Source organism: Enterobacter sp. PTB, from assembly GCF_051130085.1.
GTDB classification, from domain to species: Bacteria; Pseudomonadota; Gammaproteobacteria; order Enterobacterales; family Enterobacteriaceae; genus Enterobacter; species Enterobacter ludwigii.
Window position 1 is genome coordinate 1 of sequence record NZ_JBDKEE010000050.1, and the last position, 12,839, is coordinate 12,839.

9 protein-coding genes are annotated in these 12,839 nt (G+C 54.3%); all 9 read right to left on the minus strand.

Annotation, left to right across the window (positions count from 1 at the left end; all coding sequences use genetic code 11):
* Window positions 1–10: 10 nt before the first annotated feature.
* Window positions 11–1,219 carry a hypothetical protein gene (locus AAIR21_RS26755; protein ID WP_434682679.1) on the minus strand — a complete coding sequence of 403 codons (1,209 nt, stop codon included), beginning with the start codon at window positions 1,217–1,219 and terminating at the stop codon, window positions 11–13.
* Between the two features lie 2 nt (window positions 1,220–1,221).
* The gene (locus AAIR21_RS26760) at window positions 1,222–1,485 is read right to left on the minus strand and encodes a PAAR domain-containing protein (protein WP_149330616.1); all 264 of its coding nucleotides are present in this window, start codon (window positions 1,483–1,485) and stop codon (window positions 1,222–1,224) included.
* Between the two features lie 62 nt (window positions 1,486–1,547).
* The gene (locus AAIR21_RS26765; RefSeq protein WP_434682680.1) at window positions 1,548–2,135 is read right to left on the minus strand and encodes a hypothetical protein; all 588 of its coding nucleotides are present in this window, start codon (window positions 2,133–2,135) and stop codon (window positions 1,548–1,550) included.
* A complete protein-coding gene (locus AAIR21_RS26770; RefSeq protein ID WP_434682681.1) occupies window positions 2,132–4,867 on the minus strand; it encodes a hypothetical protein in 2,736 nt (911 codons plus the stop codon). Before AAIR21_RS26770 ends, AAIR21_RS26765 begins: the two co-directional genes overlap by 4 nt.
* An 11-nt stretch (window positions 4,868–4,878) precedes the next feature.
* Entirely contained in the window at window positions 4,879–5,355 is a 477-nt protein-coding gene (locus tag AAIR21_RS26775; RefSeq protein ID WP_434682682.1) for a DUF3828 domain-containing protein, read from the minus strand.
* Between the two features lie 156 nt (window positions 5,356–5,511).
* A complete protein-coding gene (locus tag AAIR21_RS26780) occupies window positions 5,512–7,869 on the minus strand; it encodes a type VI secretion system Vgr family protein (RefSeq protein WP_434682683.1) in 2,358 nt (785 codons plus the stop codon).
* The gene (tssH, locus tag AAIR21_RS26785) at window positions 7,862–10,549 is read right to left on the minus strand and encodes a type VI secretion system ATPase TssH (protein WP_434682687.1); all 2,688 of its coding nucleotides are present in this window, start codon (window positions 10,547–10,549) and stop codon (window positions 7,862–7,864) included. Before tssH ends, AAIR21_RS26780 begins: the two co-directional genes overlap by 8 nt.
* Window positions 10,550–10,729: 180 nt before the next feature.
* Window positions 10,730–11,221, minus strand: a complete 492-nt coding sequence (gene hcp, locus AAIR21_RS26790) for a type VI secretion system effector Hcp (protein WP_434682684.1) — start codon at window positions 11,219–11,221, stop codon at window positions 10,730–10,732.
* Window positions 11,222–11,238: 17 nt separating this feature from the next.
* Window positions 11,239–12,839: OmpA family protein (locus tag AAIR21_RS26795; RefSeq protein WP_434682686.1), on the minus strand; the 1,601-nt coding region annotated here is incomplete at its 5' end.

A 12,839-nucleotide genomic window follows, 5' to 3' on the forward strand; every position in this document is an offset into this window, starting at 1 on the left:
CACTTTTACTTTAGACATTCCCTTGCCGTTCCTCATGCATTTTCTCTTTAGTGATAACCATGACCCAAATCTCATCAATATCCGCTGTTGGCTGGGTAGCAATAAGTTGAGGGCCACTTGCTTCACAAGCTGCTTCAGCCAGCCCTGCGGCAACCCACAGCGCCGCCTGTCCGCAATACCCCAGGATAGAATCGAAGCAAACGTTATTTTCTGACAGGCTGTATGTCAGTCCATTTTCTTCACAGGCCGTATTCCAGCTCGCTCCCGTCTCCAGCAGTGGGCCACTACTCCACCCGGCCTGTAACGCGCAGGCATCAATTCCGGCCCACAGCAGGGCTCTGTTCAGGGTTTTCACGAGGGTAGTATTACGACCTTTTTCAGGTCTGTGGAGACGAGGTGCGTCAGGAAATGCCACCGATTTGCGGTTGCAGAGCACCATCATTGTCACAGCATCAGCCTCTCCCGCCCGGGGAATGGACGGAAGAGAAAATGTAACAACAACAAGGATACCCGGCACCTCATGACATTGATCCAGCCAGAAGTCAAACGCAGCTGCCCCTCTTTCAGAGAGAAGATGAAAAGTGCTTCCGGTCACCTGCAAAAATTTACTGATGAGAAGAGGCTTAACCTCAGACTCCAGGTCAGTGTCACAATCCAGCGACAGCCAGCAGGCTATCCCCCGGGGAAGATGTTTTACCACTCCAGCCAGACTCGATGACAGTTTGTTAACCGCATCATCCAGCGCCTTCGGAAAATCCTGTCGAAAATCAACCATTGCGGCATAATTGACCTGTGCGGAACTGCCCCGTGATGGTGACAGTTCCGCGACGGGCGCAGCCTTGCTGATGGCAGACAGTAACTGCCCTTGTTTATTTCCGGCAGCGAGCTGGATACGCGTGGCGAGGATCCAGGCACAGCGTTGTCCACGACGAATCTCCTGGTCAATAAGCGCTTCACGTGCCACATTTCGGGACTCAGCGGCAACCTGCTGAACTTTGTAACCAAAACGCCGGACTGAAAAAATCAGGCCCCAGCAACAAAAAGGTAATCCCAGCGCGGCGAACCAGAAAACAAATCCTGTACGTTCTGACGTCCATCGCCAGAACGTCAATATCATTCCAGTCAGCATGACAAATGCGAGAAACAGCAGCCAACGCCGGGTGTCTGGACGCCGGACCTTCGCCGCTTTCTCCGGAATAGCATCCAGCCAGACAGGCATATTCAGCCCACCTTTGCCAGGGAGAAGGAGCTAATCAGTGTACAACCACAGCCGCATTTATGGCCGTGAAACGCCACGGGAACACCATGATCAAGATAATCAGGGTTACCCTCAATAATCGTGGTGGGACCATGACCGTTAACCGGGCAGGAAACTTTGTCACCTTTACGGGCTACACCAACCCCACCAAATTTCATTGTTTCTGAACCAGTGAGAACCGCACCACCGTGGGTGGTTTTATCACCCTTACGAATAATAGGTAACATGAGTAAATTCCTTATTAAAAAATCAAAAAAATGCGAATAGATTTCATTGTCTCACCCTGTGCTTACCAGGTGTTTTTAAAATCGATTTGACTCAACAAGGTTGATTCAACCCAGCCCGTGATTGTACGCCCTGATGTTGTTTGATACGATACTTTGCTATACTCTCCTTCTATTCCTAAAATATGAACATAATCTCCATTAATGATAAATGTTTTAGTTTGTCTCATATCTGAGTCTTTTTTATCAAAGAAATACACCCGTTTCTTACTTCTAACCCGATAAACAACATCACCTAAAAGACAGTATTTCTGAGCTTTCTCATATTCTCTATTATAAGTTAGTTTGATTGGTTTTTCTGGATCGATAGTCGTGTTAAGTAACTCGCCATTACTCTTATCAAACACTATCCATCCTATTGTTCCTGTACCATCAGTATCAACCTCTAGTTTCGCTCTAATTATTTCACTATCATCCTCATCAATTATTAAATTTACTTTTCGCGGTTTAACACCCCAGTCATTGAATGGATAATTACTACTTCTCACTAACTCAGTAAAGTATGAATAACATTGTTCTGGAGTTGCTGAATATGAGACAGACAAAGGAAGCAAGGAAAGCAATGGAATTATTATTTTGATATGAATTTTCATTTATCCTCTTTATTGATTTCATCGATAAATGGGTGCCTCATTTTAGAAATTGCAGTTCTATAATGTTCTTGTACTGAAGGATCTAGTGAGTGCCAGCGCGCCCAATTACCACCATTTCTGTTTATATAATCAATTTTATACTCCATTGCAGCTAAAACTGATGGGAAGATTATATAACCTTTTTTCCTGCTTGTTACTTGCTGATTCCCACCCTGACCACTTAACCCTTTGTTTTCAAAAGCCCACCAAATTCCAATAGGTGTATATTCTGGATGTAATGAAAATAGTGAGTCATTCCAACCATATCCTGGTGGTTGAGGATTTCTACCTGATACCTCCATGCCACCCGCACCACATCGTTTATACTGCGTCGATTGGAAGTGACCAGTTTCATCCCGATAAAGCTGCTCTATTATTTTAGCCATATTATAGCCATGTTCTATATAAATGGCCCTTAAAGCCTCTTTAGCATCAGAAGGGGTATAATTCCTGTACGTGGAAACCGTCTGGCTCTTCAAATAGCCAAGAAACATTATTGGATGCATATGCCACAACGATGGGCCCAGTTTTAACTTACTCGCATCCTGCATCCATGCCATCTTGTCGATAAAATCCTCACTATAAGCCTTCCATTCCGGTGCTTCTTTCTTTAACGGTTCCAGAAATGACTGCCATATTGCATCGCCTTTTTTGTGATACCAGTCGCTCGGATGCTTCACTATCGCTTTTTGCACAACATCCTGGTAGTCCGGTCGGTGAATCGCCCGCAGGTATTCTCCAGAAGAGTAATACGGTTCCCCGCTGTCAATCTTATTCAGCAGGTACTGGTAACCGTGTTTTGCCATTGCATGGCTGGGACGCGGATCGTTTTTAGCCACTTCCAGCATCCATTCAAAAATACGCCGCACCAGCCCCACTGGCTGGGTTTTACCATCAAGGTAATCAAAACTCGGAGGGTCTACAATTTCCGTTCTGAAACCCAGTTTCCCCAGGTCATACTGAGATAATAATTCCGGCTGAGCCTGACCTTTGGGAACATAGCCATTTTCAGGGGGCAACTGCCAGTATTCCTGGTTTGTGGTGGTATCCGTCTCTGTTCTCAGGTCGCTCAGTTTCAGCAATCCGGCCCTGTTGGTCACTCTGCCGTCTTTCCCGAACGTTCCGGCCCGGATATTTTTGCTGTACAGCTCCAGATCCGGTGAATACTTCAGCCACAGCGGATGTTCAGCACCGGCCTTTTCCGGATTGTTGAGAAACTGCGGCAGGTTATCATCCATACTGAAACACTCAATATGCACCTGATAACGCGAAACATAGCTTCCATCTTTCGGCGACTGATAATATCCCAGATGCCCAACCGGATCACCCGCGTGTATAGCGAAAGGCTCCGGACATACCACCTGGTCAAATACCATGCTGTCTTTCGCCGGTGGCATCAAAGAACGCCACCATGCAGGCCGCACCACAGAACCGGCCCCCGGAGCGATATTGTGGTTATCAACCAGCATCCAGTACTGCTGCCCGGCTTTAAGCGATGTTTTTACATTGTTTTTTTGTGCTTCTTCATTCAGCCCCTGATAAGTCACCAGCCCGTATTTGCGCTGGTTGAAGCCCATCACGTGTAGACTGTCGTCAGACTCATCCCATTCGACAATGGCACCTTTCGGGATCGTTCCAGCCCGGTAGCTACTGTTTACTGAATCTGGGTTATGGCTTGCCGCAACCATGAGCCAGTCAGGGTGATAAACCGACAGTGCATTCTGAACGGTCCAGAGGGGTTTATCCTGCAGTTCATCATAAGCCGAATAAGGGGCCAGATGCATATAGAGAGTATAAAAATGCAGGCCGCTTTTTTCTGTCTCTCCCGGCTGAATATAATGACGTACCAGCAAAAATGAGCCGGAAAACAATAGCGGCCCGGATTCCCATGGAATATATAGATAATCCTGGCAGATCCGGTAGGCAACGACTTCTCCGTCGGCCATACAACGCACAGCCTGCTCCCCTTTGTACGCCACAGGAAAATCAGTGTGCTCTGAGACAGCTTTACCGCTCAGCGCACACCAAGGGGTCGTGACCTGTGTGATATGGATCCCGGGATGCCACATCCCACTACGCCCGACAAGAAAAAGTCCCGTAGGCTCTCCGGCCAAATGCTCAAGAATATCTTCCTTATTTTTAAACTCTCCGCCCCTACTGTTGGAGGGGATCGGCCATACAATATTTATATTTTTTATCTTCTGTTCTGCAACCCTTTGATTTTCATTGACATCATCAGTGTAACGATAAAGTGTATATGCAATATTATTATCACGATATACCTGAGCAGGATAAAAACCTTTATCCTGAGCGAAATCAGAAACCCATTTAGAACCATCAAACATCGCCATATGACCATGCATATGGTTTGGTGCTGCCTGGATTACAACTACATCCCCTGCTTGTTGACCTGAAATTGAGTAAACCCCACCGTTTTTAACTGTGGTGGGGTTTACTACAGGTTCGAAATTATTTTCAATGAGCCATGGGCCATAGTCTTTTGCTGAGTTTATCTCTGAATTGCCTGCGGACAAACCACCTTGAATCAAGGCTACTTTGACGTAATGAGCACACTGAGATCTTCCATACTTAAGATGAGAGTCCAATCCTCTTCGATAGCGATCCGCATTACTTCTTGCAATAATTTCCGCGTTAGTATTAAGCACCGCAATGGCGTTTAGTTTATTAAACATTTAACTCACCATTAATCCTGGTTGCATGTTTCTGACTTTCTTGATTCAAATTTCACGGAATCTATAAGCCAACGACCATCCTTTCGTTTTAATCTGACATCATAATTTGACTCACTATTATTAACACCAAGAGTGAGCTCAAGGTTAGCAGAGTCGTCATTGATGTTTAATTTCTCAGTTTTTAAATTCTTGATCCAGTCAGTGCAAATATCCTGTGCAGCTATAAAATAGTCCCCACCTGAATCATCGGAGTCCCGTTCATTTTGTAAATGTCTGGATGTGTATTTATCAATAGCATTTTGTGATTGCTCAATACTTGCACTGGCGTCTGGATTGTTAAATGCACTCAGGTAATCAGTATAAAACGCAATTACAACATCTTCAGGAGACCTGAATGTCTCAACTGAGTTGAGCCCCCCCCCGAAAGAAACACGTAAACTCAGAGAAAATATAAAGAGTATCAAAAATATTTTTGTATAATTTTTCATGATATAACACCGGTGCCTTATTTTAATAAATCACTAACATTCGCTCTGCATCAGCATTTACTAATTTAAAATGGGATTCGTTTTATCCTGCTGGTTTCCTGATTCTTTGTTGAGTCACGTTATCTGCCCACTAAAAGATGACGCCCCCACCCTCCGTCAGTCGTGAAATGACTTGCTGTCGATATGCTTCACTTCCGTCAGCGTAGATACGCCGAACTCTGAGATATCTGCGGAAAGGCTCGCTCCCGAGCCAGGAACCAGATACTCAGCCACCTTCATGATCATCTTCCCTTCTGAGCCATGCTCAATGCCATTCTCGCTCAGCTTCAGGTAAGAGCCGCCACCGTTCAGCGTCAGCGTTTTCGGCGTACTGATGATGATTTCATCCTCTGTACTGGTGATGGTGACCTGCTTCTCCGCACTGAGCGCCATCGTATTGTGCTGGGCCTGGATGGCGATATCCCCCTGACCGGCAATCAGTTTCATACCTTCTTTATGCGCAAAAAGCCCCAGCGACATCTCTGCCGCCACCGAGACGTTTTTCATCGCCCCGAGGTCAAGGTGCTGACCGGCGTTGACCATCACGTTCTGGCTGGCCGTCAGTTGTACATGCTCACCCGAGGTGAAGGCTACGCCACGGGGGGCGCTCGCCAGCAGTACTGCAGACTGCAGCTGTTTGAGCCGCTCATCAAGCAGCGCCCTCTGGGCCCGGATATCACAGGTCAGCGCCTGGGCCGCCTGCGCTGCGTCATGCAGCGCCTGCATTTCATTATTCGCCTGCGTTATCTGGCTGACCGCCGCGCTCATCTCCAGCACCTGGCCCTGCGCTTTCGGCTGCTCGTCAGCGCTCAGAAACAGTCCACGCGCCGCACGAAGGGCACCGTACTCGTCGGTGCGCAGCTCAAAGCCGGTCCCCCGGACCTGTCGCTCAGCGTTGACCAGATGCCCCATATTCAGCTGGCTCTTGCCGTATTCCGTCGCCAGCTTGATATGCTCCTGCGCCTGCTGGTCCTCCAGACGCAGTTTGTTGTTGGACGGGGTACGCAGCACGTTACGGGTATGGTTGTCCTGTGTCACCGGGTCCGGATGCTCTGAATCATGCAGGGCGCTGGCAATATAAGGCCGGTCCGGGTCGCCTGCATCAAAGGCGACCGCCACTTCCGTACCGTCCAGCAGCGGGGCATGCCAGCCGTATTCATATCCGGCGTACGGCTTCGCGAGCCGCAGCCAGAGGTACGCTTCTGCGGCACCGCTGTCGCTGCGGTCCACGTTGAGCCGGACGCGATAGCGCCCCTGGAGGTCCAGCCAGGCATAGCTGTCGCCCGAGGTCTCACTTTCCACACGCGCCACCAGCGTTCCGGCAACCACAGGACGGACGACCAGAGCAGGACGAAAACAAACCGTTTCACTGTAGGGAATGGCATCAAAATCCAGAATAAAGCTGCTGCGCCGGGAGCCACGACTGCGAATACGGGTGATGACCATCCCCTCTTTCAGGCTCTCCGGCAGGGAAACGTCGCTCTCCAGCACCTGGCCGGGTAGCAGTTGCGGGCTGGTCGAACGCCCGGTAACCTGATGCTGTGCGTTCAGGAGACGCTCATGGCGCAGCCGGGCATAAAACGCCCCGGCCTCCGGGGTAGCCGCATCCCCTGCCGACAGAAAAGGTTCCGCGTAGTGATACACATCCCCTGTCGTTACGCCATCGTCACCGCTGAGGCTTTCCGTGCTGTCCTGAGGTACCTGCGCCTGCCGGTAGTTGTAGTCCCGGGTGGTGACTCGGTTGCTCACCACCTGATGCGAGGTGCGGACAGCCCAGATGCTTGCCTGACCGTTATCGCTGGTCCCCGAAGGAGCACGTAGCGGTAGCCGGGTCCCGAACAGATACTGCGCCTGGGTATCCATGAACACCACAACATCCATCTGGCGTTTCTCATCCATCTCCGTGCGCCAGAAAATCCCGACCTCCGACAAAATGCGCTGCACAAACGCCAGGTCCGTCTCCTGCCACTGGGTGATGAGTTCGCGTACCGGGTAGTCCCGCGTCAGGCTGAACTCAAAATCAGGGCCTTCCAGACCGTGCGAGCGCAGTATCTGCTCCACCAGCTCCGGCACGGTAACATTCTGGTAAATGGCACTCTGGCGGGTGAACTGCAGCAGCGCAATGCGCGGCACCAGGGTGAGCTGGTACGTCGTTTCATCCGCCGAGGTGGAAAGTCGTCTGAAGGACTGCACCACGCCGTGCAGGGTACGCAGGGGGGTGGCGGCCCTGCCGTTAAAATCCGGCACCTGAAACGTAAATGACGCAAATTTCAGCAACAGCGCATCACAGGCGATATCCGCCGCCCCGCAGGTCACCCGGATATGATAATGCCAGGGTGAGCTGAGGGATTCTTCGGCCCTGAACGACAGCACATCCAGAAAATGCGGGCATTCATGCACGTCCAGACGGTAACGGGACTGTCTGATAAGCGTCTGAACGGCCAGGTCCGCCAGACCGGTCAGTATCTCACTCATGGTTCACCGCCTTTTCCGGGGCCACAAACTCCATCACGATGCCTTCCTCATCGTGCCAGCTGAGCGTCAGGTTTTGCGGCTTCTGTCCGGCGGCGAGGTGATGCAGCAGCTGCTGGCTCAGCACCGGCAGTATCTGCTGATTGAGCAGGCTGTCGATATTACGCGCCCCGGTGTCCGGCAGCAGGCAGGCCGCCGCCAGCGCGTCAGACAGGCTGTCATCGAGGGTGGTGGTGATGCCGTAGTGGCGGGTGAGTCGCTGGGTGACTTTCTCAAGCTTCATCGCCACGATGGTGCGAAGCGGTGCTTCGCCGAGCGGGCGGTACAGCACGGTCTGAAAACGCGCCAGCAGCGCGGGCTGGAAGTGGTCGCGCAGCAGAGGTCTGACAAGTTCGTGAAGTTCGCCGTCTGTGGTCAGCGGGTTTTCTGTAAGCTGCTGCATGATGTGGTCGCTGCCGAGGTTCGAGGTCATCAGAATCACGGTGTTACGAAAATCAATTTCCCGCCCCTCGCCGTCGCGCATAAAGCCCCGGTCATAGACCTGGTAGAACAGGTTCATCACATCCCTGTGGGCTTTTTCCACCTCGTCGAGCAGCACCACGCTGTAAGGACGTTTGCGTACCGCTTCGGTGAGAATGCCGCCCTGTCCGTAGCCGACGTAGCCCGGCGGTGAGCCCTTGAGCTGCGAGACGGTGTGCGGCTCCTGGTATTCCGAGAGGTTGATGGTAATCAGCGACTTCTCCCCGCCGTACAGCGCGTCCGCCAGCGCGTGGGCGGTTTCGGTTTTGCCGGTGCCGCTGGGGCCTGCCAGCAGGAACACGCCCTGCGGACCGTTCTCCGGCGTCAGTCCGGTTTTTGACGCCCGCAGGCGCTGTGCGATGGCGGTGAGCGCGGTGTCCTGACCCACCACGCGCTGCTGTAACAGGGCTTCCAGATGCAGCAGCTCCATCTGTTCGTCTTTCATTAATGAGGAGAGCGGCACGCCGGTCCAGTCGGCAATAACCTCCGCCACCATCCGTACATCGACATCCGGGCACAGCAGCGGGCTGTTCTGCTGAAGTTGCTGCAACTGCTGCTGCAGTTCTGCAGTCTGTGGTTGTGATTCGGGAGCGTTGCGGCTTTCCAGCAGCTGCGTGACCAGCGTTTTCTCCTGGTTGTAGCGGTCTTCCAGACGCTGCTGTTCGACGGTGAGCTGGCGGGTCTGCTGCGCAATCTCCGCTAACCGGGTATCGGATACTGACTGACCCACCGCCTGGTCTTCCAGCAGGGCCTCTTCTTCCAGCACCAGGGCATTCTCCTGCGCCGCCAGCCGGGTGAGGGCTTCCGGGACCGTATCCAGACTCATGCGCACGCGGGCGGCGGCGGTATCCAGCAGGTCCACCGCCTTGTCCGGCAGCTGGCGTCCGGTGAGGTAGCGGCGCGAGAGCGTCACAGCGGCACGGACCGCCTCATCGCTGATATGCACGCCGTGGTGCTCCGCGTAGCGGGACTTGAGACCCCTGAGCATCAGGCAGGCGGTGTCGTCATCCGGCTCGTCAACTTTCACCATCTGAAAACGGCGCTCCAGCGCGGCGTCGCGTTCAAAATACTGCTTGTACTCGCTCCAGGTAGTGGCCGCAATGGTGCGCAGCTCGCCCCGGGCCAGCGCCGGTTTCAGCAGGTTGGCCGCATCGGCACCACCCGCCTGATTGCCTGCGCCAATGATGGTGTGGGCTTCATCGATAAACAGCAGCACCGGGAGAGGTGACTGCTGCACCGCGTCGATGATGTTTTTGAGCCGCTGCTCGAACTCGCCTTTAACACCGGCCCCGGCCTGCAGCAGACCGAGGTCAAGGGTGCGCAGGATAACCGGTTTGAGGGATTCCGGAACGTTACCTTCGGCAATCCGCAGCGCCAGCCCTTCCACCAGCGCGGTTTTACCCACGCCCGGCTCCCCCACCAGAATCGGGTTGTTCTTGCGCCGACGGGAGAGAATGTCCACCATCTGGCGGATTTCATTGTCGCGACCAAACACCGGGTCGATTTTGCCGTCACGGGCTTTTGCGGTCACGTCGGTGGTGAAGCGGTCAAGGACCGCCAGCAGGGCGGTGGTGGGTTTTCCTTCCTTTATTGCGGGGACATCCGCACCCACAGGTCGCCCCACGAATTCCACATTGCCGTTGCCGGTATCGCTACTGTCACCCGCCATCAGAGCTGATTCCTGTGTCTGCACTTCCGGGCGTTCATCCGACTGCACATCCAGCAGCGGGCGCAGCTGCGTTATCTGCCCGGCGGTCAGGGACAGCAGCGGCCAGAGGCCGTCACAGAGCAGCAGCGACGGATGGCTGCGAAAGGCCATCAGCAGGTGGATACTACGTATCTGCGCTTCGCCCGCCAGCGACGCACACAGCCACGCCTGGCGCAGCAGTTCATTAAACTGCGCGGACAGCTGCGGGCGGCTTTTCACCGACCGGGGCAGACGGTCCAGATACGTCAGCAGGTCCTGCCAGACGGTGTCCATGTCCCACTCATAGCGGCGGGCCAGCACGGTGAGGTCGCCTTCGCCCTGCTCCAGCAGTTTGAGCAGCCAGTGCTCGGGGTGGATTTCCGCATGGGCGCGGGTCTGGCACAGGGTGGCCGCATCCTCCAGCGCCCGGGCGCAGAACGGATTGAGGCGACGCAGCAGTACGGCAGGATTTTCCATGTTATTTTTCTCAGTGTCGGTGACCGTCAGGCACGCTACCGCCCCTCGCTGTTTCCTGGTGTTCAGGAGACCAGAGCGCATCAGGTCAGAGGTCCGGATTGTGGTGTTTTTTGCAGAGCGTCCGCGCAGACAGGCGCTCAGCAAAAAAAGCAGACAGGGATAACCCCGTCTGCTGATGTGTTACGCGGTGGCGCGTTCGTTCCAGGCATCGGAATGAATGATGTTGCCGTCCTTGTAGGTCCAGGTGATTTTTTCGTAGCGCAGCTCAAGCTGCTCCAGGTGGTTGTGCTTCTCTTTGGCCGGGTCCTTGATGTCGTGCATCACCGGGTTCACCTTCACCACCTTCACGTTCTCAAGCGTGGTGTTGAAGTACTCCACCTCCTGGCCCGCGTCGTTGATTTTGTACCACTTGAACTCCGCAGACTTCAGGGTCTGACCGGTGGTCACCGCCTTGTACAGGTACGGGCTGGAGGAGTCGATTTCCTTGGTGAACAGGAACGGCGTGTGGATACGGGTGCCGGTCAGCTTGCCGGTGTTGTTATCGGTCGGGATGTACAGGTTATGCTCCTGCGCCACCACCTCAACGCTGCCCTCACGGTCCTTCACGTCCACGGAGCCCTTGATGTCCGCACCGCCGTCGTCCTTCAGCCACAGATAAACCGGAATTGCCATACTGTTGATTCCTTTACTTATTGATGTTGAGAAGCGCCACCAGAGCCTGGTGACGCAGGGTGAGTGTCCGGTATCCGGCAGGCGTCGGCCTGCGGTACCAGACGGATTTCAACCCGACGGTTGGCCGCCCGGCCCGCCGTCGTGTCATTGGTCTGCAGGGGACGCGTTGCCCCGTAGCCCTGCACCGCAAAACAGCTTTCCGGCACGCCGCCGGTGTCGCGCATCCAGTCGCGCACCGCTTCCGCGCGTTTCAGGGACAGCGTCTGATTAAGCCGTGGGCTGCCGGTGTTGTCGGTATGCCCGCTCACCACAATCAGCCAGCCGGGTTTCGCTTTAATACCGACCAGCGCATTCACCAGCACTTTTGTTGAACCGGGTCTGAGCGTTGATTGTCCAGGTGCAAACAGCGACAGGCTGTCCAGACGTATCGTTTGCGCTGGCGTGGCCGGTGTCCGGGGAGGCTCCTGCGCAGCCTGTGGCATAACAGGTACCACACCATCCGCCACCTGCTGCAGCGCCAGCAGCAGCGGCTCTCCGGTATACAGGCCCAGCCCGTAGCGAAGCGGTGCACCCTGGCGCTGCCAGCGTTCAAGCAGCAACCTGCGCTGCGTCACGGCAGGTAACACCTGCGACTGGCTGGCTGGGGGTTGTACACGCCACCGGGCGAGCACATCCCGGGAGCTGTTAATCAACTGAGCGTTGTTAACGGTGGAAAATGCCAGAGCAGCCAGCAGGCAGCCCGTCAGAAAAGCCAGCGTATAACGCGCGGCAACCGAATGACCGACCGGTGATGATGCACGGGCAAGCACCGGCAACAGCGCATCCACGAATGTCATGGCCTCACCGACAGACACTGAGGTGGGGCGGTAACGTACTGCCGCCACACGTATCAGCCAGCGCTGCCAGAGCGAGGTGTCTTCAGCCTGCTGCGTGTTCAGACGAAGCACTACCGCCAGGGGCGATACCACAGGAAAATAGTCATCAGGACGCGTCAGCTCACTGAGCAGGATGTCCCGGCAAAATCCCATCGCCTGCGACAACAGCGGGATACAACCCATGTGATTATCCTGCTTCTGCCATTCACTGGAGGCATACACCTCGCCGTCATCTGCACAGGCATTCACCTCCGTCCCCTGAACCATAAACCAGGGCGTATCGGGTCCGGCGAAGCGGCACTGCAACACCACCGGCAGCAAAACCGTGTGCGCATCCTTTATCCGCTTAATCTGCTGGCGCAGGATTTTCAGCGACAGCCGCAGGGCCACCTCATCCTCCTGACTGTCCGGCTTGCAGCAGTACACTACCGATAACTGCCCCGCCAGTGCTGGCAAGTGTCTGAGCAGACGAGTAACCTGAGCGGACAGTGCCCCCGGCTCCCCGCAGAGCAACCAGCACCCGCCGGACGTTCTGCGAAGCGACTGCCCGGCGAACATCGCTTCCACCCCGTCGCCGCAGACCAGCACCACCGGACCATGTACATCAATACCGGCGAACTCATCATCAGGCACGGCAGTCCCTTGTGCCCGTCTGTGACGAAACGCCCATCCCATGCCCACCATCAGTGCCAGTACGGTTAACAGACAGCGACTCAGCACTGAAAGCGGCACAAATCCCCACA